At 40.2% G+C, this 20,504-nt stretch carries 19 protein-coding genes; 12 read left to right on the top strand and 7 right to left on the bottom strand.

Going from position 1 to position 20,504, the window contains the following annotated elements:
• Nucleotides 1–15: 15 nt before the first annotated feature.
• Nucleotides 16–495 carry a GNAT family N-acetyltransferase gene (locus tag ACKWBX_RS02335; RefSeq protein ID WP_413967034.1) on the bottom strand — a complete coding sequence of 160 codons (480 nt, stop codon included), beginning with the start codon at nucleotides 493–495 and terminating at the stop codon, nucleotides 16–18.
• Between the two features lie 111 nt (nucleotides 496–606).
• Between ACKWBX_RS02335 and fbp the strand changes: the two genes are divergently transcribed.
• On the top strand, nucleotides 607–1,617 hold the full coding sequence (fbp, locus tag ACKWBX_RS02330) for a class 1 fructose-bisphosphatase (protein ID WP_413967033.1): 1,011 nt from the start codon (nucleotides 607–609) through the stop codon (nucleotides 1,615–1,617).
• Nucleotides 1,618–1,666: 49 nt separating this feature from the next.
• On the opposite strand, the gene ACKWBX_RS02325 is transcribed toward fbp, so the two are convergent.
• Complete coding sequence (locus ACKWBX_RS02325; protein WP_413967032.1) at nucleotides 1,667–2,098, bottom strand: tellurite resistance TerB family protein; 432 nt, start codon at nucleotides 2,096–2,098, stop codon at nucleotides 1,667–1,669.
• Between the two features lie 100 nt (nucleotides 2,099–2,198).
• Between ACKWBX_RS02325 and ACKWBX_RS02320 the strand changes: the two genes are divergently transcribed.
• From ACKWBX_RS02320 to ACKWBX_RS02305, 4 genes are all read left to right on the top strand, one after another.
• On the top strand, nucleotides 2,199–3,227 hold the full coding sequence (locus ACKWBX_RS02320; RefSeq protein ID WP_413967031.1) for a ligase-associated DNA damage response exonuclease: 1,029 nt from the start codon (nucleotides 2,199–2,201) through the stop codon (nucleotides 3,225–3,227).
• A 30-nt stretch (nucleotides 3,228–3,257) separates the two neighbouring features.
• On the top strand, nucleotides 3,258–4,973 hold the full coding sequence (locus ACKWBX_RS02315) for an ATP-dependent DNA ligase (RefSeq protein ID WP_413967030.1): 1,716 nt from the start codon (nucleotides 3,258–3,260) through the stop codon (nucleotides 4,971–4,973).
• Nucleotides 4,974–5,093: 120 nt separating this feature from the next.
• A complete protein-coding gene (locus ACKWBX_RS02310; RefSeq protein ID WP_413967029.1) occupies nucleotides 5,094–5,411 on the top strand; it encodes a GIY-YIG nuclease family protein in 318 nt (105 codons plus the stop codon).
• 45 nt (nucleotides 5,412–5,456) lie between these two features.
• Complete coding sequence (locus tag ACKWBX_RS02305) at nucleotides 5,457–7,919, top strand: ligase-associated DNA damage response DEXH box helicase (protein WP_413967028.1); 2,463 nt, start codon at nucleotides 5,457–5,459, stop codon at nucleotides 7,917–7,919.
• Nucleotides 7,920–7,946: 27 nt separating this feature from the next.
• Here the strand turns inward: ACKWBX_RS02305 and ACKWBX_RS02300 are convergent, their stop codons facing one another.
• Nucleotides 7,947–8,243, bottom strand: coding sequence for a putative quinol monooxygenase (locus ACKWBX_RS02300; RefSeq protein ID WP_413967027.1), 297 nt, complete (start codon nucleotides 8,241–8,243; stop codon nucleotides 7,947–7,949).
• 78 nt (nucleotides 8,244–8,321) lie between these two features.
• Between ACKWBX_RS02300 and pdeM the strand changes: the two genes are divergently transcribed.
• Both pdeM and ACKWBX_RS02290 read left to right on the top strand, forming a co-directional pair.
• Nucleotides 8,322–8,990, top strand: coding sequence for a ligase-associated DNA damage response endonuclease PdeM (gene pdeM, locus ACKWBX_RS02295; RefSeq protein ID WP_413967026.1), 669 nt, complete (start codon nucleotides 8,322–8,324; stop codon nucleotides 8,988–8,990).
• Between the two features lie 67 nt (nucleotides 8,991–9,057).
• Entirely contained in the window at nucleotides 9,058–9,855 is a 798-nt protein-coding gene (locus tag ACKWBX_RS02290) for a tryptophan-rich sensory protein (RefSeq protein WP_413967025.1), read from the top strand.
• 30 nt (nucleotides 9,856–9,885) lie between these two features.
• On the opposite strand, the gene ACKWBX_RS02285 is transcribed toward ACKWBX_RS02290, so the two are convergent.
• Nucleotides 9,886–11,229: a dihydrolipoyl dehydrogenase family protein gene (locus ACKWBX_RS02285; protein ID WP_413967024.1), complete on the bottom strand. Its 1,344-nt coding sequence runs from the start codon at nucleotides 11,227–11,229 to the stop codon at nucleotides 9,886–9,888.
• A 133-nt stretch (nucleotides 11,230–11,362) separates the two neighbouring features.
• On the opposite strand from ACKWBX_RS02285, the gene mfd reads away from it, so the two are divergent.
• Together mfd and ACKWBX_RS02275 are read left to right on the top strand one after the other, a co-directional pair.
• Nucleotides 11,363–14,749 (top strand): transcription-repair coupling factor, encoded by a 3,387-nt coding sequence (gene mfd / locus ACKWBX_RS02280; protein ID WP_413967023.1) that lies wholly within the window; start codon nucleotides 11,363–11,365, stop codon nucleotides 14,747–14,749.
• Nucleotides 14,750–14,752: 3 nt separating this feature from the next.
• Nucleotides 14,753–15,460 carry a Dph6-related ATP pyrophosphatase gene (locus ACKWBX_RS02275; protein ID WP_413967022.1) on the top strand — a complete coding sequence of 236 codons (708 nt, stop codon included), beginning with the start codon at nucleotides 14,753–14,755 and terminating at the stop codon, nucleotides 15,458–15,460.
• Nucleotides 15,461–15,468: 8 nt separating this feature from the next.
• Here ACKWBX_RS02275 and ACKWBX_RS02270 read toward each other — a convergent pair whose 3' ends face one another.
• Complete coding sequence (locus ACKWBX_RS02270; protein ID WP_413967021.1) at nucleotides 15,469–16,305, bottom strand: zinc ribbon domain-containing protein; 837 nt, start codon at nucleotides 16,303–16,305, stop codon at nucleotides 15,469–15,471.
• A 125-nt stretch (nucleotides 16,306–16,430) separates the two neighbouring features.
• Between ACKWBX_RS02270 and ACKWBX_RS02265 the strand changes: the two genes are divergently transcribed.
• The 3 genes from ACKWBX_RS02265 to ACKWBX_RS02255 all read left to right on the top strand — a co-directional run bounded on the left by ACKWBX_RS02265 (nucleotide 16,431) and on the right by ACKWBX_RS02255 (nucleotide 19,177).
• Nucleotides 16,431–16,760: a tellurite resistance TerB family protein gene (locus tag ACKWBX_RS02265; protein ID WP_413967020.1), complete on the top strand. Its 330-nt coding sequence runs from the start codon at nucleotides 16,431–16,433 to the stop codon at nucleotides 16,758–16,760.
• A gap of 195 nt (nucleotides 16,761–16,955) precedes the next feature.
• Nucleotides 16,956–17,762, top strand: coding sequence for a helix-turn-helix domain-containing protein (locus ACKWBX_RS02260; protein WP_413967019.1), 807 nt, complete (start codon nucleotides 16,956–16,958; stop codon nucleotides 17,760–17,762).
• 95 nt (nucleotides 17,763–17,857) lie between these two features.
• Nucleotides 17,858–19,177 carry a TlpA family protein disulfide reductase gene (locus ACKWBX_RS02255; RefSeq protein WP_413967018.1) on the top strand — a complete coding sequence of 440 codons (1,320 nt, stop codon included), beginning with the start codon at nucleotides 17,858–17,860 and terminating at the stop codon, nucleotides 19,175–19,177.
• A 55-nt stretch (nucleotides 19,178–19,232) separates the two neighbouring features.
• Here ACKWBX_RS02255 and ACKWBX_RS02250 read toward each other — a convergent pair whose 3' ends face one another.
• Together ACKWBX_RS02250 and ACKWBX_RS02245 are read right to left on the bottom strand one after the other, a co-directional pair.
• Complete coding sequence (locus tag ACKWBX_RS02250) at nucleotides 19,233–19,892, bottom strand: aspartate kinase (RefSeq protein WP_413967017.1); 660 nt, start codon at nucleotides 19,890–19,892, stop codon at nucleotides 19,233–19,235.
• An 89-nt stretch (nucleotides 19,893–19,981) separates the two neighbouring features.
• The gene (locus ACKWBX_RS02245; protein ID WP_413967016.1) at nucleotides 19,982–20,341 is read right to left on the bottom strand and encodes a YraN family protein; all 360 of its coding nucleotides are present in this window, start codon (nucleotides 20,339–20,341) and stop codon (nucleotides 19,982–19,984) included.
• Nucleotides 20,342–20,504 lie beyond the last annotated feature (163 nt).

Below are 20,504 nucleotides of genomic sequence, written 5' to 3'. Positions count from 1 at the left end.
GGAAACAGGAATAATTTAAATATTGTCCAAATATTTTTTTATACCGGACTCGTCCAATTGCACTACGTCCCAATCCCGCATAACGTTGGCACCCTTACTTTCGTAAAAATGTATGGCAGGATCGTTCCAATCCAAAACTTCCCAACATATTCTTTTCACCCCTAACGTATTCCCATATTTTACAACTTCGTTCAGCAAAGCAGTACCCAAACCACTTCCTCTCATTTTTTGGGTAACGATTAGATCCTCCAAATGAATTACCGGTCCTTTCCATGTAGAATATCGCGGATATATGAGGGCCATCCCGACAATTTCATTTTCGTGTTCTCCTACAAAACAGTGGAATAATGGGTTTGAACCAAAACCATTATTAATCAAATCGGTAACGGTAACCTCAACAGCATCAGGTTCCTTTTCAAAAAGGGCCAACTCATTAACAAGTTCCAGGACCTTGGGCATATCGGCGGCTACAGCATTTCGTATTGTAAATTTCATATTGTTACAAATAAAACACAAAGTTATAAATTTAAAAAATCAAAATATAACGAAATCGATTTAGTTTCACAAAATACCCGATATTTGTGGTCAAATACTAACCTATCCTAGATGATCAAAAAAAATCAGACTCTTGGGGAGTTCATTATTGAAAACCAATCTTCTTTCCAATATTCCTCAGGAGAACTTTCCAAATTGATAAACGCCATTAGACTTGCCGCCAAAGTAGTGAACCATGAGGTGAACAAAGCAGGTTTGGTAGATATTTTAGGAGATTTTGGAGACACGAATATTCAAGGAGAGGAACAGAAAAAGCTGGACGTTTTCGCCAATGAAAAATTTATATCCACCTTAAAGAATAGGGAAATTGTATGCGGTATCGCTTCTGAAGAAGAGGATAGTTTTATAAGCATAAATAGTAATGACAAAAAACACCAGAACAAATATGTAGTATTGATCGATCCTTTGGACGGTTCCTCCAACGTGGACGTGAACGTATCCGTCGGGACTATTTTTTCAATTTATAGAAGGGTTACACCGGTAGGCACCCCGGTGACCATGGAAGATTTTCTGCAACCGGGCAACCAACAAGTGGCGGCAGGTTATGTGGTTTATGGCACCTCTACCATGTTGGTCTACACTACCGGAGACGGGGTAAACGGTTTTACCTTAAATCCCGCTTTAGGAACGTTCTATTTGTCGCATCCAAACATGCAATTTCCGGAGACGGGAAAAATATACTCCGTGAACGAAGGTAATTATGTGCATTTTTTACAGGGCGTTAAGGATTATATCAAATACTGCCAAATGGAGGAAGGAGATAGGCCCTATACTTCAAGATATATAGGTTCTTTGGTATCGGATTTTCATAGAAATATGATTAAGGGAGGTATCTACATGTACCCGAAAAGTAGCGTCACGGAAAGTGGAAAATTACGTTTGCTCTATGAATGCAATCCCATGGCCTTTATAGCGGAGCAGGCGAACGGAATGGCCATTGGCGGAAAAAATAGAATCATGGATATCCAGCCTACGGAACTTCATCAACGTGTACCGTTCTTCTGTGGAAGCCGAAAAATGGTAGAAAAACTACAGGAGTTTTTGAATAAATACCACGAATAAAAGAGGGGGAGCAAATTGCTCCCCCTCTTTTATTAATGATATCAAATTCTTATCTGTTCATATTTTTTATTTCCTCGGAAAACCCGTCGATATCAACACCGCTATTGACTAATTTTAAAGCTTTATCTACCACATAACTTACATTTTCTGGAGAAAACCCGAGTCCAATTCCCAAACGTTCCAACATCGGTGTCTGTCTTTCCCCCAAATGATGATCGGCATATACCATACGCGCCAAATCATACAGCCTTTCCAAACGTTCATCATAACTTGTTGGTGGATTTACCGGATGAGTCATGTAATCCTTTAATATCTCCTTGTAATCATTGTCAGAAATAGACAATCTGCTTGCCAATCTGTCGAGAAAGGCTTTTTCGTCATTGGTTATAACCCCATCACTCATGGCAACCTTAACAATTGCGGCAAAGTGGTCTTGGTTTCTTTTCTGAAATCCACTATCAAATAAATCTGAAATCGACATGCTTTTAAATTTTGTAATGGCAAATATAAATTTTTTAGAGGTCAAAATTTAAATTGAATACAACTTTGTTCTACATCCAAATTTGTAACTTTCACATGCTATGAAAAAACCACTTTTAGCGTTTACGGAGAAGGGTATTTACTGTAGTATGGCAAAGGTTTATCTAGACCCTTGGAAACCTGTGGACAAAGCCATCATATCACATGGTCACGCAGATCATAGCCGCTGGGGACACAAGCACTACATTACGCACCATAGGAACGTTCCGATAATTTCGCACAGATTAGGGGAAATAAATGTGTCCGGTAAGGAATGGGGGGAGACCTTTTCTATAAACAACGTAAAATTTAGTTTACACCCTGCCGGCCATATTATTGGCTCGTCCCAAATACGGGTAGAACACAAAGGGGAAGTCTGGGTTTTTACCGGAGATTACAAGACAGAGAACGACGGTATTTCAACTCCGTATGAACCCATAAAATGCCATACGTTTATTACCGAGTGTACTTTTGGACTTCCGGCATTCAAATGGACACCCCAAAAGGAGGTTCTTCAAAATATAAATGACTGGTGGGCCGAAAATAAGGCGGAGAAAAAAACATCTGTCCTGTTCGGTTACAGTCTAGGAAAGGCACAACGTCTTTTAAAATATCTAAATACCGATATCGGAAAAATATATACCCATGGTGCCATTGAAAATATGACCCAAGTACTCAGGCCTTTGGTCAATTTTCCCAAAACGACGCTTATCACAAGAGAAACCAAGAAAGAAGAATTGTTGGGCAACATTGTTTTGGCTCCGCCAAGTGCACATGGTTCTACATGGATCAGGAAAATGGTGCCTTATGTAACCGCATCTGCCAGCGGATGGATGACATTCCGTGGTGCCAGAAGAAGGCGGGCCATTGACAAAGGTTTTGTCCTCAGCGACCATTGCGATTGGCAAGGGCTGTTGGAAAGTATCGAAGCTACGGGAGCCAAAAAAATTATCTGTACGCACGGTTATACCGAAATATTTTCCAGATACTTGAGAGAACAAAGTTATGACGCACGGACAGAAGAGACACAATACGGTGAGGAGGAAACCGAAACCAATGTCGCTAAAGAAGAACCTGCCGAAATCAATTAGAAAAACTGCTCCGCTCGCAATAACAAACCCATGAAGAACTTTGCATCGCTTATCAAAACCTTGGACAGCACCAATAAGACCAACTTAAAGGTAAAGGCACTTGCGGAGTATTTTCAAAAGGCGAATGACAAAGATAAAGTATGGACTATTGCCATCCTTTCGCACCGTAGGCCCCCCAGACCGGTGAACACTACTTTGCTGCGTGAATGGGCATCGGATTTGGCGAATATTCCCTTATGGCTGTTCGAAGAAAGTTATCATATCGTGGGCGATTTGGCCGAGACCATCGCGCTCGTTATCCCCTCCTCTTCAAAATCTACCGAAAAAAGCCTAACCGAATTTTTGGAGGAAATGATTTCGCTTAAAAAGAAGGAAGACGCAGAGAAAAAAGCCTATCTCTATGAGAATTGGAAAGTATTGGATTATTATGAGCGTTTTGTGTTTACAAAATTGATTACCGGAGGCTTTCGGATTGGTGTGAGCCAGAAACTGATGACCAGGGCATTATCCAAAGCAACCGAGATAGAAGAAGATATTTTAGCCTATAAATTGATGGGGAATTGGGATCCTAACGAAATTTCGTTCCAAGAATTGATTCTTGAGGAAAATGAAAGCGATTACCTATCCAAACCTTACCCGTTCTATCTGGCCTATGCTATTGAGGATAAAGTGGAGGATTTAGGTGATGTTTCGGAATGGTCAGCAGAACATAAATGGGATGGCATCCGGTCACAGGTAATCCTAAGAAACGATGAAATCTTTGTGTGGAGTAGAGGTGAAGAATTGGTGACCGACAAATATCCGGAATTCGAAAAATTCATAGGTATAATTCCTAACGGAACCGTCATTGATGGGGAAATACTCCCCTACCCCAATAATGAAATTGGCACCTTCAACGACCTTCAGACCCGCATTGGACGTAAAACCGTTTCAAAAGCGCTTTTGGCAAAAGTACCCGTTGTTTTAAAGGCATATGATGTATTGGAATGGGAAGGAAAGGATATTAGGAACAAGCCTTTTTTAGAACGAAGGAAAATACTGGAGATCCTTTATCATTCTTTGATTGAGCGTGAACAAACGGTGATTGAGCGTAGTCGAAATCACAAAAGAGTCGCTTCGGCTTCTCTTACCGATCTGCCGTTACAGCTATCCGAAACCATACACTTTGAATCATGGGAAGAAGTCGCACAAGAACGGGAACGCTCCCGTGAAGTACGTAGTGAAGGATTAATGCTCAAACGCAAGGATTCCCCTTATTTGGTGGGGCGTAAAAAAGGAGATTGGTGGAAATGGAAAGTGGACCCGCTGACCATTGATGCAGTACTCACATATGCCATGAGAGGACATGGCCGCAGAAGTAATCTATTCACTGATTATACTTTCGCGCTATGGGATGAAAACGAAAATGGAGAAAAAGAACTTGTCACTTTTGCCAAGGCCTATTCCGGCCTCACCGATGCCGAGTTCAGAAAAGTAGACGCTTGGATAAAGAAAAATACCTTGGAACGTTTTGGACCGGTCCGTTCCGTAACGCCGCATCACGTTTTTGAAATCGCCTTTGAGGGCATAGCACTTTCCAAAAGGCACAAAAGTGGTGTAGCTACACGATTTCCTAGAATCTTACGTTGGCGACAGGATAAAAAAATTGAGGAAGCGAACAGTATTTCGGATATTAAGGCTTTAATTCCGAGCGTAGCGAAGGAATCTGTTGAAGGTAAATCAGAGGGCAAAACAAAACGAGCATAAAATAATGCGTTTTGTTTTACAATACGGAAGTATTACGCATCTATTTAATTGGCCAAAAAAGGTGAATTTAACAGATTGCTTCGCCACTGTATTGAAGTGAGCGAAGCTCGCAATTAAGTTATGAAAGGATATTGTTACATATTGACCAATAAAAATGAGACAGTACTTTACATTGGAGCTACAAATGATATCCACAGGCGAATGAATGAGCACAAACACCGAATCTATCCTAATGCATTTACAAAAAGATACAATTGCGATATTTTGGTTTATTTTGAGGAGTTCGATAACGTCAAGGATGCTTTCAAAAGAGAAAAACAATTAAAAGCCGGTAATCGAAAAAGAAAAGAGGAATTGATTAATTCAATAAATCCAGAATGGAATGATCTCGCTCTAAATTGGGTCGATAAGAATTTTTTAATGAGAAATAAAAAGTAAATGTTCAAATACAATTGAACAGATTATTTCGCTCCGCTCGTAATAATGAACAAAGAAAAACTTTTCAACATCGCCCAAAACTGGTTCCAAGAACAAGGCTGGAAACCGTTTACATTCCAAAAAGACACTTGGAAGGCTTTTTTGCAGGGTAAAAACGGACTTTTAAACGCTCCAACAGGAAGCGGAAAAACCTACGCGCTATGGTTTCCTATCGTTTTAAATTACATCAAAGAAAATCCGCAATATAAGACCAAGCATAAAAAAGGATTGAAAGCTATTTGGATTACACCGCTTCGTGCGCTATCCAATGAAATAAAACAGTCCGCCGAGCGCATCACCCATGACCTGGGAACCCAAATGACCGTAGGTATTCGAACAGGAGATACTTCGACCAAAGAGCGCTCCCGTCAAAAAACGACGATGCCAGACTTGCTGATTACGACCCCGGAGAGCCTTCAGCTTTTGCTGTCCTCTAAAGGGTATGGCAACGTATTTAAAGAGTGCTCCGCTATTGTCGTGGATGAGTGGCACGAGCTTTTGGGCACCAAACGTGGCGTGCAAATGGAACTGGGGCTTTCCCGATTAAAGACAGTCTGCAAGAATTTACGCATTTGGGGTATTTTGGCCACCATCGGAAATCTTGAGCAGGGAAGGGAAGTTTTGCTAGGGCCTACTTCACAGGCACTTGAAAATTCCGTTTTAATCAAAGCAAAACTCAACAAGAAAATATCGGTCAAAAGTATTATTCCAAAAGAAATGGAAACTTTTCCATGGCGTGGCCATTTGGGCCTAAAACTTTTGGAAGACGTAGTGCCTATTATCAATAATAGCAAAACCACGCTACTTTTTACGAACACAAGGAGCCAATGCGAAATATGGTTTCAAAAAATACTGGAAAAGCATCCGGAGTATGCCGGGGAACTGGCCATGCATCATGGCAGTGTCAATAAAGAAACGCGGTTATGGGTGGAGCAGGCCATCCGCAACGAGAGTTTAAAAGCGGTGGTCTGTACCTCTAGTTTGGACCTTGGCGTAGATTTCGCTCCCGTAGAAACCGTAGTGCAAATTGGCGGACCCAAAGGAGTAGCCCGCTTTTTACAGCGTGCAGGCCGTAGTGGTCACCGGCCGGGAAAAGAAAGTGTTATCCATTTTCTACCTACGCACGCCATGGAGCTGATAGAGGCTTCCGCTATGCAACAAGCGGTAAAAAAAGAAGCCGTGGAAGATAGGATTCCCTATTTGAACAGTTATGATGTTCTACTTCAGTATTTGACCACTTTGGCCGTATCCGATGGGTTTTATCCTGATGAAATCTATGAGGAAGTCGCCCAGACATTCTGTTACCAAACCCTGACCGAAGAACGTTGGCAATGGCTCTTGAATTTTCTGGTCATGGGGAGCCAAAGCCTACAGACCTATGATGAATATAAAAAAGTTGAAGTAAAAGAAGATGGGAAGTTTAAAGTCAATAATCGTGGAATAGCTATGCGTCACCGATTTCAAATCGGTACCATCGTAGGTGATGCCTCCATTGCTGTCAAATATCAAAAAGGGGGATACATTGGCTCTATCGAGGAATATTTTATTTCCAAACTGAGTCCAGGCGATGTATTTACCTTCGCCGGAAGAAATCTGGAATTCATCCGTGTAAAAGGAATGCAGGCACACGTAAAAAATTCTACGAAACGCACGAACAAAGTACCGAGTTGGATGGGCGGGAGGCTGAGTTTTTCGGCCCAAATGTCAGAATTGCTTCGTAAGGAGTTATATACTGCAGGATTACCTGCCTCCAAACAATCAAAAGAGATACAATCCTTGGCACCCATGTTCGCCAAACAGCGAGAGGAAAGTATCGTTCCGAGACCTGATGAGTTTTTGATCGAGACCTTTAAAACGCGGGATGGATATCACCATATTTTTTATCCGTTTGAAGGCCGAGGCGTACATGAGGCCATGAGCAGTCTATTGGCCTACAGAATTAGTCTTCTTACCCCGATAACCTGCTCGCTAGCGTACAATGATTATGGGTTTGAGCTGCTTTCCGACCAACAAATTGATATCCAAAATGTTTTGGACAACGATTTATTCACTACGGAATATATGCTGAGCGATTTGCAGAAAAGCTTAAATTCTAACGAAATGGCGCGCAGAAAATTCAGGGATATAGCCGTCATCAGTGGCATGGTATTTACCGGTTATCCAAATAAAGGAATTAAAATGAAACATCTGCAAAGCAGTTCGCAATTGCTGTTCGATGTTTTTAAGGATTTTGAGGCCGATAATCTGCTGTACCAACAGGCGTACACCGAAACTTTTGAACATCAATTGGAAGAAGGTAGGCTTCGAATGGCCTTGGAGCGGATCGCTACCCAAAAAATTGTCTGGAAGGCCTGTTCCAAACCCACGCCCTTCTCCTTCCCTATCATTACCGATAGACTGCGCGAAAAACTATCCAGTGAAAAACTGGCGGACAGGATAAAACGTATGACCGCTATTTTGATGAAATAAATTTCTCTAAATTATAAAAAATAAAATCTACCCTATAGGCATCATTTCGTTAATAACCGTAGCTTCAACAATATCATCTATGATTTTCTGTAGTTCCAGTATATGCTCGCTTTGCATATGCTTTTGCCAAAGTGCCCTGCTGGCCCAATTCTCGTAAAACATAAAATGATTTTCATTGACGTTGTCCTGATGCAAATCATAATTAAGACAACCTTCTTCTGCCCGTGTTGGGGCAATGAGTTTAATAAGTTCCGACTTTACACGTTCAACGTGTTCCGGTTTCGCATGGATATTGGCGACAATGGTCAGTATTTCATTTTTCATAAGTGTATAAATGAGTGGCGTTTCATGCGAAAATAGCATTATAAATGCAAAATATATTTTCTTTGCAGTGAAGACTTTATGACCGAATCCATTTACATCAAGAATCAGGAATTTATCCTTCATTGCAGCGGGGCATTATTTTGGGTGAAACCGGGTATGCTTTTAATCAGTGATGTGCATTTGGGCAAAGTTTCGCATTTTCGCAAATTTGGAGCTGCCGTCCCGCAAAATGCTGTGCGGCAAAACTTTGATAGCCTTACTTCGGCCATTCAAAATTTTGATCCTGGAACGGTAGTCTTTATGGGCGATTTGTTTCATTCTTCCCTAAATTTAGAGTGGGATATTTTTTCGGAGTGGACCAAGACCATCTCGTCAAAAATCATCTTGGTATCCGGAAATCATGATATCATTTCACCCTTAAAATATGAAGATTTAGGAATTTTGGTCACGCAGGAAATAGTGCAGGACGGTTTTTTGCTAACCCACCACCCCGAGGAAAAAGAAGGATTCTTTAACTTTTCCGGACACGTTCACCCTGCCATACGGCTCACGGGATTGGGAAGGCAATCGGTACGGCTTCCTTGTTTTTACAAAACCGAACAGCAACTGATCATGCCTGCTTTTGGTGAGTTCACCGGAACTTTTACCGTAGAGCCTACTACGGATTCCGAAATCTATGCTATTCTTGGGGATACCGTATTAAAAGTAAATATCTCCGAAAAGAAAAAGCGTGGGCGTTCCAAGTAGTAAAGCTTTGTTGTAATAGGGTTAAAAACCAAGTCCGGTAAGTCTTATTTTTGTAGAAATAGTTCTCATGCAAAAAACATTGGCGCTTCTGAATCTTTTATCGGTAATCCTTGTTATTACGGTAAACTACGTCTCGCAGGCACTACGGGTCAACAATACCACCATAGGCGAAATAAGCAACAAATATGACAATCTGTTTACGCCCGCTGGCTACGCCTTTGCTATTTGGGGACTCATATTTTTAGGATTATTGGCCTATAGTATTTTTCAAGTTTACCGTGCTTTTTTTACGGATGAAAAAAGTGATTTTATTGAGCAGACGGGACCTTGGTTTGTTATTGCCAATGTATTGAACTCAGCTTGGGTATTTGCTTTTATTTATGATTACACCGGACTTTCGGTATTGATTATGATCGGCATCCTCGTTTCACTTATCAAAATAATCCTGAACACGAATATGGAAAGATGGGACGCTCCCCTTAAAACCATCGCTTTTGTTTGGTGGCCCATTTGTTTATATAGTGGATGGATTTCCGTGGCGACCATTGCCAATGTAGCTGTTTATCTTACCAAAATAGGTTGGAAAGGTAGCTTTCTCTCCGAAATAACTTGGACTATTGTTATGATCTGTATTGCTACGCTCTTGAACCTTTTGATGATTCAAAAACGAAATATGCGCGAGTTTGCCGCTGTAGGCGTTTGGGCATTATTTGCCATTTATATTAGACATAAGGATGGTCCGGAAAACATTGCCTATACAGCGCTAACGGGAAGCATCATTCTTTTGGTTGCGATATTTGTTCACGGATTTAAGAACAGGAAAACAAATCCGTTTATGAAGTTACAGCAAGAGATATCGCAGTGAACCGGATTAATGAGCACCTTTCATTTTACATTAAACCATATTTTTAATATCGTTAACCAAGGAAGGGTAGGTAAATAACATAGACTGTAACTCATCGGCTTTCATTCCTTTATGGATTGCCATAGCGAAAATATTGATGGTCTCCCCGGCATTGGGTCCAAGTATATGAGCCCCAACCAATTTTTGTGTTCTCTCATTTAAAATTATTTTATAGGAATACGCTGGGGCATTGATTCGTTTAGCGTTGAACCAATCCAAGGCCGATGCCTGTTTTACGATTATATTTTTAAAACGACTCTTTGCTTCTTTTTCGGAATACCCGACGGAAGCTATATTGGGCAAGGTAAATACCACTGATGGTATTACCGGAATAGACAACTTTTTGCGGTTTCCGTTCAATATGTTTTCAGAGACCACATAACCTTCCCTACCGGATAATGGCGTGAGCGGCAATCCGTTGTCCGAAACATCTCCGCAAGCATATACCCCGGGATTGGTTTCGCTTTGCAGAAAATTATTGGTCGCTATTCCATTTTCATTGAACGCTACGTTCCCTTTTTCAAGATTCAACGCTGAGATAGCCGGTATACGGCCTGCCGTATTGATAACCATTTTAGAGGTAAGCGATTTCATTTTTTTCCCGCTCTTATAGGATACCCTGAAATTTTTCCGAAGCTTCTCAACAGCCTTTACTTCCGAGTTAAAAATAAACTTTATCCCCAATTTTTTGGAATAGTCGGTCAATGTTCCGACCAAATCAGCATCAAAAGCGGACAGAGGGCGATTGCCGGAATCCAAAACCGTTACACGTACTCCAAACCTTGCGGCCATATGGGCAAATTCCATCCCTACATATCCAGCCCCGATGAAAATTATGCTTTTGGGCAATTTTTTGAGGTTTAGAAAATCATCGCTCGTGCTTAAATGTTTGCTTCCTTTAAAAGATAGCTTTCTGGGTTCGTAGCCCGTGGCGATGACAATATTTTTGGCTTTCGCGGTTTTGCCCTCTACCTTTAACGTACGCTCGTCCACAAATTCAGGTGATTGATGGTATAGGCTTATTCCTTTTTTCTTTAAATTTTTCTCCGTAGCGGCCGGTATGGCCTTTGTGAAACTACGCTTGTACTTTTGAAGTTTTTTCCAATTGAGCTCGGGCAACTTCTCAATCCCTTTCCCTTTTAAATTCTGGGCTTCTTCCCATATCTCCGTAACACCCAACAGCACTTTTTTAGGGTCGCATCCCCTATTGGCACAAGTCCCTCCGAATTCTCGCCTATCTGCAATGGCAACTTTCTTTCCTTTATCGGCACAGGCTTTGGCTACCGTTTGGCCCGCTACACCGCTACCGATGACAAATACGTCAAATTCTTCCATCTATTTTGAATTATAATCGAGACTGAAGTTATAAAAATCGATTTTCTCTAAATGACGCAAAGGACAAATATTTTATCTAAATAGCACTTTAAGTTTTTAGGCATCTGTATCTTTGCAGCTCAAAATTTTACGGTTGACGCATTCTTCTATTCAACAACTGTTTTCACAGTCTCCCAATACCGGGAAACTGCGGAAGGCTATTGCCAATTCAGAAGCATCCGCTCCTTCTCGAATCTATCTTAAAAACCTCGCGGGCTCATCCCTCTCCTTTGTATTGGCCAATGCGTTTTTGAATGCGGACGACCCCTTTCTGCTCGTTTTCAACGATAAAGAAGAAGCAGCTTATTATCTAAACGATTTGGAAAAGCTCATTGGGGAGAAAGATGTGCTTTTTTATCCGGGGAGCTATCGCAGACCTTACCAAATCGAAGAAACGGACAATGCCAATGTGCTTTTACGTGCCGAAGTATTGAACCGAATCAATTCCAGAAAAAGGCCAGCAGTCATTGTTACGTATCCGGATGCACTTTTTGAAAAAGTGGTCACCCGAAAAGAGCTGGAAAAGAATACGTTAAAAATAAGATTAGACGATACGCTTTCGTTGGATTTCCTGAACGAAGTCCTTTTTGAATACAAGTTCAAACGTGTAGATTTTGTCACGGAGCCCGGAGAGTTTTCGGTTCGCGGCGGAATCGTAGATGTCTTTTCTTTTTCGCACGACGAACCGTATCGCTTGGAGTTTTTTGGGGACGAAGTGGACAGCATCCGCACTTTTGATGTAGAAACCCAACTTTCTACCGAAAAAGTCAAAAAGATTACCATTATCCCTAATGTTGCCAATAAATTTTTGGAAGAAAAGCGCGAAAGTTTTCTAAAGTACATTTCTCCCAAAACCGTTGTCTTTTCCAAAAATACAAGTCTGCTGTTTGGAAGGTTGGATGAATTTTTTGGAAAGGCGGAAGAAGCTTTTAAAAAATTATCCAAAGAAATAAAACATGCCGAGCCGGAAGAACTTTTCTTGAATTCCAAAGCCTTTGAAAAGCAGCTGGAAACGTTCCGATTAATTTCTTCTTCTGTCATATCGGGCTCCGTAGAAATAGAATTCCGCACAAAGCCCCAACCCTCGTTCAATAAAAAATTTAATCTGCTCATTAAAAACCTCAACCAGTTTAAAGCACAAGGCTACACCAACTACATTTTTTGTGCCAGTGAGCAACAGGCGAAAAGATTCCATGATATTTTTGAGGAGGTTGCTTCGACTCCGCTCAGCAACCAAAAGACAGGCACTGAGCGTAGCCGAAGTGTGCATTATAAGACCATTGTTCTTCCATTGCACCAAGGTTTTATCAGTGATGACCTAAAACTGGTCTGCTACACGGACCATCAGATTTTTGAGCGGTACCATAAATTCCATCTTAAAAATGGCTATGCCAAAAAACAGGCCATTACGTTAAAAGAACTCAACAAACTTGAAATTGGGGATTACGTGACCCATATTGACCATGGTATCGGAAAGTTCGGCGGACTCCAAAAAATTGATGTCGAAGGTAAAAAACAAGAAGCGATAAAATTGGCCTATGGCGAACGGGACATCCTTTACGTGAGTATCCATTCACTTCACAAAATATCCAAATTCAACGGGAAGGACGGGGCTCCTCCCAAAATATATAAACTAGGTTCGGGAGCTTGGAAAAAGGTAAAGGAAAAGACCAAATCCCGTGTTAAGAAAATAGCCTTTAACCTTATAAAAGTCTATGCGAAACGTAGACTGGAAAAAGGATTTCAATATGACCCGGACAGCTATCTGCAAAATGAGCTGGAAGCTTCGTTTATCTATGAAGATACGCCAGACCAAAGCAAGGCTACCGAGGATATCAAAAAAGATATGGAGAGCGAGCGCCCCATGGACCGCCTCATTTGTGGGGATGTAGGTTTTGGAAAGACGGAAGTTGCCATCCGCGCCGCATTCAAAGCCGTGGACAATGGCAAACAAGTTGCCATTCTAGTCCCTACCACCATTCTGGCTTTTCAACATCATCGTACCTTTTCAGAGCGGTTGAAGGAAATGCCCGTCACCGTAGATTACCTCAACCGATTTCGTACCACCAAAGAACGCCGGGAAACGCTTGAAAAACTGGAAGCCGGAAAAGTGGACATTATCATTGGCACGCATCAACTCGTGAACAAAAATGTAAAATTCAAAGATTTGGGCCTGCTCATCGTAGATGAGGAACAGAAATTCGGTGTGGCGGTAAAGGACAAGTTAAAAGCCATTAAAGAAAATGTAGACGTGCTTACGCTTACGGCCACACCCATTCCAAGAACACTTCAATTTAGTTTGATGGCCGCTCGGGACTTATCCGTTATTACGACACCACCGCCCAATAGATATCCCATTGAAAGTTCGGTCATTCGTTTTAACGAAGAAACGATTAGGGATGCCATTACCTATGAGATACAACGTGGCGGACAGGTATTTTTTATTCATAACAGAATAGAGAATATTAAAGAAGTGGCCGGAATGATCCAGCGTTTGGTCCCTGATGCCAAAGTAGGGATTGGCCACGGACAAATGGAAGGCAAAAAATTAGAGGACCTCATGCTGAATTTTATTGATGGTTCCTTTGATGTATTGGTTTCCACAACGATTGTGGAAAGTGGTCTTGACGTGACCAATGCCAATACCATTTTCATCAACAATGCCAATAATTTTGGATTAAGCGATCTTCATCAAATGCGGGGCCGGGTAGGCCGAAGCAACAAAAAAGCCTTTTGTTATTTCATTACGCCGCCCTATGAATCCATGACCACTGATGCCCGAAAACGCATTGAAGCCTTGGAACAGTTTACGGAACTGGGAAGTGGTTTTAACATCGCCATGAAGGATTTGGAAATTAGGGGTGCCGGGGATTTATTAGGTGGAGAACAAAGTGGGTTTATCAATGAAATCGGGTTTGAAACCTATCAGAAAATATTATCCGAAGCCATTGAGGAACTCAAGGAAAACGAGTTTAAGGAGCTCTATGAAGAAGTAGAAGGCAAGACCGATAAAGTCTTTGTGAAAGAAACACAGATCGACTCAGATTTTGAGCTGCTTTTTCCTGATGATTACATCAACAATATCACGGAGCGCTTAACGCTTTATACCGATTTGAATCAGTGTAAGAACGAAGAGGAGCTACAGCAGTTCGAAGCGAAACTTGTTGACCGTTTTGGAGAATTGCCCACGCCTGCGGTAGACCTGTTCAACTCCGTTCGTATCAAGTGGATTGCCAATGGTATTGGCTTGGAAAAAGTCATCATGAAAAAGGGGAAACTCATCGGATACTTTATTGCCGACCAACAGTCCGACTTCTATCAAAGCCCGGCTTTTACCAAAGTGTTACAGTTTGTACAGAAAAATCCGGGCAAATGCAAAATGAAGGAGAAAAACACCCGTAACGGACTGCGTTTGTTATTGACTTTTGAGAACATCACTTCCGTGGAAAAAGCGTTAAAAGCACTTCAACCCTTATCCTGATCAATGAAAAAGGCATTCAAAACTTATTTTAATTGGAGTTCCGGTAAAGATTCTGCAATTGCACTTTATTATTTGCTACAAGACCAAAATTTTAAGATAGACCGTTTGCTCACAACGGTGAACTCGCACTATGATCGAGTTTCCATGCATGGCTTATCGAGAAAGGTTTTAGAAGCGCAGGCAGCTGCCACTGCTATTTCATTGGATGTTTTGGAAGTCCCCGAAAATCCAACAATGGAGGAATATAATTCCTTAATGACCGCTAAAATCAAAACATTGAAAGAAAGCGGATACACCCACACGGCTTTTGGAGATATTTTTTTGGAGGATTTAAAAGAATATAGGGAGAACATGCTTTCCGCTCTTCATGTAAAAGCTGTGTTCCCTATCTGGAAAAGAGATACACGCCAACTCATTGGTGAATTTTTAAAATTGGGTTTTAAAGCAGTAATTGTCTGTATTGATAATACAAAGATCAACGCTTCATTTTTAGGTAAAACCATAACTCAAGAACTTATTGATGCTTTACCGGATACGGTAGACCCTTGTGGTGAAAATGGCGAATTCCATACCTTTTGTTTTGATGGGCCCATTTTTAAAGCTCCGATAGCTTACGAGATTGGAGAACATGTCTTTAGAACTTATGATAATCCTTCGGACAAAAGCAAATCTATTAGGTTTGGATTTTGTGATGTTTTGCTGAAGGAATAAATACCAAGTCATTTCAAAATTGAATCCATTTCTGTTTTTTCAATCGGTAATGGTTTCTCACCATAAAAAGGCAAGAGCTTCTTTTTATCCGCAAAACGGCCACCTAAATCGGCATCGGTTGGGGTCTTTACCAAAACGGTATTCCATTTGCCCTCTACTGCCATATAATATTCGGTGATGCTATCTTTTGGATTAATATCGTCCATACAGTCTTCAATGACATCAAAAAGTTCCTTTCTGTATTTGGCTTCAATCTTTTTGATGTCGTTCACCTTTAGAAGCACCAATAATTTATCTCCGTTCCACTTGGTAAAATAGCCAATTTCATCGGTATCGATGCCGTCAACGATATCATAGGCCACGCATTCCTTTAAGGAAAAGGTAAGACTGTCGGTATCCCGCTGTACCCGTCTGGAAAGTTTATCCATATCCGCATTGAGAAGCTCCAATCTGGGGTCCAGTTCTATCTTGTATTTTTCGGGATTTTGAGAACGCATATACACGCCATAAAAAGAGAAAGCCAACATTGTTCCAAAAAACAGAACCAAGACAATACAGCCACAACCTTGCCATATAGGTTTTTTTGCAGGGTTCACCCTATTTTCGTTCTCCAAACTCCGTAGCATTTCCGGTGTAAACTGACCTTTTGCATAACTCTTTTTACAATGGGAACACTCGGCTACATGGGTTTTGAACAGTGGAATAATAGGTATCCAAAAGAAATGGAAATACTTACTAAAGGTAGCTACCGTGAAAGAATCCTTGGTTTCACAATAAGGACATTTTGTATTTCTTAAACGACGTTCCTTAATTTTCGTGGCCCTACTTCCAAAAAAGAATAACATAAAATTTCACGTTGGTTATATCCCAAAAATAAACGAATCCAAGTAACTCTTATTCCCTATTTTCGGGGATTTATGAAAACTAATTCCTAACATTGCACAAAGACCCATACTATAAACACCACCAGATGGATTTTGATCTTGCCGAAAAACTAGCCATTGTCAAAGTGATCGATTCCGTGGTCATGGCAGACGGAGTAGTGCACAAAGGAGAAGTAAGCGCAGTTACGGAACTCATGAACGTTATCGGTTTTGATAGTAATTTAATCCTAGAGGCACATAAAATTACTGAAGACCAAGGACTGACCATTTTAAAAAAAATGCCTTTGGATAAAAAGGAAGCACTGGCCAAAATTCTGGAAGATGTGGCCAAATCCGATGGTTTTGTCCATCGAAAAGAGAAAGAACTGATGCTTCAGATCTTCGCCTCCATCCATATTGGTAGCACTATTGATTAGTTTTTCCTAAAAATCCGGATATAATTCCCGTTATAGACAGGAACATTTCAACCTGTTGAATATCAAATAATTAAATTTAATTTTCCATATCGATTTTTAAATGTCGGGAGAATGTCAGGTCAAATATCAGATAGTTCGTCCGTTTCATTTTAATTTACCCTTATCATTGTTGCATCAATTTTAAATCCTTATACAATGAAACAGCCAGAATTGGGAAATAGAATTAGTGCATTGAGAAAACAAAAGGGTTTTACTCAAGAAGAATTGGTAGAACGCTGTAACATAAATGTGCGCACCTTGCAACGTATAGAAAATGGTGAAGTAACGCCAAGAAGCTATACCGTTAGAACTATTTTGTCCGCCCTGGAACATGATTTTGAAGAAGTCTATGGGGCAGAAGCAGTGGATGATTATGATATCATTAAGGTGGATTCAGATACCGAGGCAAAATCCATTAAAACCTTATTGACCCTAGCCGGTATTTTTGGAATTATTTATCTCATCACCGGCCCTTTTGAGGGTTTTGCGGATTATTATCGGTTTACCGAAGATGAGATGATCTTCGGTACAGGTGGTCATATCTTTATAAAAATTCTCACCTATATTAGTTACGCTCTAATGATCTACGGATTTCTGATTTCCGGCAAGCTGCTCAAAAATTACTTGATGAAAATTGCTTCGGTTTTATTGATAATTACCTTGGGGATTTTTTACGTGTATGACATTGCATCCTTGTTCTATGCGGCAACAATTACCATAGAAGCTGTTTTGGTAGCCGAATCTATCATTTTGGGTACTGTTGGGATTTTATTTGGTATTTCCATCCTTAAATCTGCCAAAAAACTGGGTGCCATTGGTTATGCTGCAGGAGGATTGGAAATTATGGCATCTCTATGTTTCCTTATGGTGATACTGTCGTTAATGGGTCTCATTGTACAATATCCTGCGGTAATTATGGAAGTAGTTTTCCTCTTTAAAATTAGGGGAATGCTAAAATCATAGGCAAAAGTGTACTTTTTGGAGCCTCTTTTAGTGCTATACCGAATTAATTAATGGTTCAGCAGTATATTTGGAGTAATTTTTGATTATTGAAAAACATGAAAAAATTACTCTTTCTTTTTCTAATACTTTTCAACGGACTTACCGCACAACATACTATTTCAGGTAATTTTTCCCCTGCCAAAGATTTTAAGTGGTTAATAGCCTATGAGCTAACACCGGGCGAACAGCGTTATGTTGCGGATACCGAGATAAAAGAAGGATATTTTAAGATGGAGCTCCCGGCCGGAACCACAAAGGGAAATTACAGATTGGTCTATGCCGTACCACAGGATGAATATTTTATTGATGTGCTTTATAATGGTCAGGAAGATATTGAGTTCAACTTTAACTGGGAAGAAGGAGTCCAATTCATCAAATCCGATGAGAATATACTATTGAACAATTACTTTGCTAAAATCAACGAGATCGAAAAGGAAATTTTGGCTATTTACCAAACCGAAAATACTTCAAAAACAGATTTTCTGCGACTTACCAAAAAGCTGGCAGAGACACAGACAAAGATGGAAGCCTTACAAACAAATTCATTAGCGCATCAATTCATAACCGCTAACAAACCCTATATTCCAAAAACATATGAGCCCGTAGAACAATATCTGTCCAACAAAAGAGAGACCTATTTTGACCATCTTGATTTTGACAACCCCCTTTTACAAGGCTCTACCTATTTATCGGATAAGATCATAAATTATCCATTCTCTACATTATCCCCTGACATTACTTCTCAATCCGAAATGGAGAGTGAACTATATGGGAGTATAGCTATGGTTGGAGAGAAAATCAAGACCATGCCGGAAGCATTTAAAATTGATGTCTTTTATCAGTTATGGAAGTCTACCAACGGTGTTAAACTAAATAATGTCTCTGACTATATATTTACGAACCACTTAAAAAATTTGGCGTTAAAAGCGGGAAAACATGAAATGGTTGCAGAGATTGAAAATACCAACAGACTACGATTAGGTGAAAAGTCTCCAGATATTACTTGGAAAGATGGCGATGTTACAAAAACCCTTTCCGACTTGAGAGGAGCCAAAAATTACATACTTATTTTTTGGAGCAGCACTTGTTCCCATTGCTTAAAGGAGCTACCTCCCTTACACAAAGAATTACAAAAATTTGATAGTATAAAAGTGGTGGCCGTAGGATTGGAAGAAGATAGGAGTACATGGGAAAAAGAAACTGCCCAATTTCCTTTCTTTCAACACGCCATTGCTTTGGGAAAATGGGAAAGCGAGTATGCCAAAACCTTTAATATTCAAAAAACACCTACCTATTTTATTTTGGACAAGGACCAACATTTTATTGCCAAACCCGAATCCGATAAGGAAATGGTAGCATACCTAAAGAGCGAATAAAAAATTTCTTGAAACTGATTATCCCCTTGGCAAACCATCGGGGGAATTATTTTGATTAAAGCGATTTTAAATCTTTAATGGTTCTAAAGGCGACATCCACTTGCTCATCGTTCACCAAAATAGTAAACTCATTGGTAGTTGAAATGACCTCATAAAGCACGATGCCTTCCCATGCCAAACGTTGGAAAATAAAGTAGTAGATACCGGGAACGGAAACATTTTCAGCAGGTAACTTTACGGTAATAGAAGAAAGGTTTTCGGCTTTTTGAGTACATTTCTCGGTTTTGAACAATTCCTCAACGGTCTTGTCCATCACATCACTAATTACAATGTTTATTTCGTTGACCCCTCTGGAAGAAGTGTAAAACACATCTTGATTGGTATTTATTTCTTCCAGCAATTTGGCTTGTTTTACCAAAATATCATCAGAAGCTAAAAAAGTGTAATCCGTCAAGGAGGACCGGACGGTTATCTCCCCAATATTTTTTAATACCTTAATGATTTTGTGGGTAGCCCTAAACTCCAAATCGTCCGAGAGACGTTTAAGTGCCATAACAATGGCGCCATTACGTATGTCCTTTCCCAACTCTTCTTCAATCTCCGGTTTTACAATTCGTGAAAGAGAGGTAAGATTAATAATTCCCTGCGCCAAGGCACTTTGCAGAAATGGTTTTTTCTTGATATACTGCTCTACAACAGATGATATTGTTTTCATTATGGAATTAGGTTGTTATTGCAAATATAACAACTTGTTACAAATAAAACAAAATGTTTTTTAAAATAATCTACTTATTCACTAGGCTATTAAAAGTGATAGAATGCATTCTCTAGATGTTCCAGTTCAAACCGGCTTTTATTCTTTAAAATAGTAATGATATCAAAACGTACCTCAACATCAATATTTGCTTCGGTAACATAATGGTCGGCTGCCATTACCATTAATTTGATTTTTTTGGGAGTTACCGTATCCGCAATGTTTTCCAAAAAGTTAGAACTTCTAGACCGCACCTCAACAATGGCCAGAACATCATCTTTCTGTGCTATAATGTCTATTTCCGCTTTAAGGTAGCGGTAATTTCTATAGGAAATACTGTATCCGTTCTTTATCAAAAAGTCCACCGCTATCTGCTCCCCTTCTTTCCCGAACTCATTATGTCTACCCATAAAATTGTGTTGAAATAGTGTATTTCATCGAAAATCACCCCAGTTAAACGTCTTTTTTCGGTTTTAGCACGTAATTTAGTCTGTCAGTGAACGAAAATAGGTGTATTCATATACTAACCAAAATTTCGTTACGTTAATTAGAAGCCCCAACTCTATGAACGTA

The sequence above is a fragment of the Maribacter algae genome (assembly GCF_047345745.1).
Taxonomy (GTDB): Bacteria; Bacteroidota; Bacteroidia; order Flavobacteriales; family Flavobacteriaceae; genus Maribacter.
The sequence above is the reverse complement of the archived record's forward strand: the minus strand, read 5'-3'. Positions and strand labels throughout refer to the sequence as shown.

What these genes read in the sequence shown, in the direction of transcription:
- ACKWBX_RS02335 (WP_413967034.1), bottom strand. Translation starts at nt 495, where the DNA reads ATGAAATTTACAATACGAAATGCTGTAGCCGCCGATATGCCCAAGGTC.
- fbp (WP_413967033.1), top strand. Translation starts at nt 607, where the DNA reads ATGATCAAAAAAAATCAGACTCTTGGGGAGTTCATTATTGAAAACCAA.
- ACKWBX_RS02325 (WP_413967032.1), bottom strand. Translation starts at nt 2,098, where the DNA reads ATGTCGATTTCAGATTTATTTGATAGTGGATTTCAGAAAAGAAACCAA.
- ACKWBX_RS02320 (WP_413967031.1), top strand. Translation starts at nt 2,199, where the DNA reads ATGAAAAAACCACTTTTAGCGTTTACGGAGAAGGGTATTTACTGTAGT.
- ACKWBX_RS02315 (WP_413967030.1), top strand. Translation starts at nt 3,258, where the DNA reads ATGAAGAACTTTGCATCGCTTATCAAAACCTTGGACAGCACCAATAAG.
- ACKWBX_RS02310 (WP_413967029.1), top strand. Translation starts at nt 5,094, where the DNA reads ATGAAAGGATATTGTTACATATTGACCAATAAAAATGAGACAGTACTT.
- ACKWBX_RS02305 (WP_413967028.1), top strand. Translation starts at nt 5,457, where the DNA reads ATGAACAAAGAAAAACTTTTCAACATCGCCCAAAACTGGTTCCAAGAA.
- ACKWBX_RS02300 (WP_413967027.1), bottom strand. Translation starts at nt 8,243, where the DNA reads ATGAAAAATGAAATACTGACCATTGTCGCCAATATCCATGCGAAACCG.
- pdeM (WP_413967026.1), top strand. Translation starts at nt 8,322, where the DNA reads ATGACCGAATCCATTTACATCAAGAATCAGGAATTTATCCTTCATTGC.
- ACKWBX_RS02290 (WP_413967025.1), top strand. Translation starts at nt 9,058, where the DNA reads ATGCAAAAAACATTGGCGCTTCTGAATCTTTTATCGGTAATCCTTGTT.
- ACKWBX_RS02285 (WP_413967024.1), bottom strand. Translation starts at nt 11,229, where the DNA reads ATGGAAGAATTTGACGTATTTGTCATCGGTAGCGGTGTAGCGGGCCAA.
- ACKWBX_RS02275 (WP_413967022.1), top strand. Translation starts at nt 14,753, where the DNA reads ATGAAAAAGGCATTCAAAACTTATTTTAATTGGAGTTCCGGTAAAGAT.
- ACKWBX_RS02270 (WP_413967021.1), bottom strand. Translation starts at nt 16,305, where the DNA reads ATGTTATTCTTTTTTGGAAGTAGGGCCACGAAAATTAAGGAACGTCGT.
- ACKWBX_RS02265 (WP_413967020.1), top strand. Translation starts at nt 16,431, where the DNA reads ATGGATTTTGATCTTGCCGAAAAACTAGCCATTGTCAAAGTGATCGAT.
- ACKWBX_RS02260 (WP_413967019.1), top strand. Translation starts at nt 16,956, where the DNA reads ATGAAACAGCCAGAATTGGGAAATAGAATTAGTGCATTGAGAAAACAA.
- ACKWBX_RS02255 (WP_413967018.1), top strand. Translation starts at nt 17,858, where the DNA reads ATGAAAAAATTACTCTTTCTTTTTCTAATACTTTTCAACGGACTTACC.
- ACKWBX_RS02250 (WP_413967017.1), bottom strand. Translation starts at nt 19,892, where the DNA reads ATGAAAACAATATCATCTGTTGTAGAGCAGTATATCAAGAAAAAACCA.
- ACKWBX_RS02245 (WP_413967016.1), bottom strand. Translation starts at nt 20,341, where the DNA reads ATGGGTAGACATAATGAGTTCGGGAAAGAAGGGGAGCAGATAGCGGTG.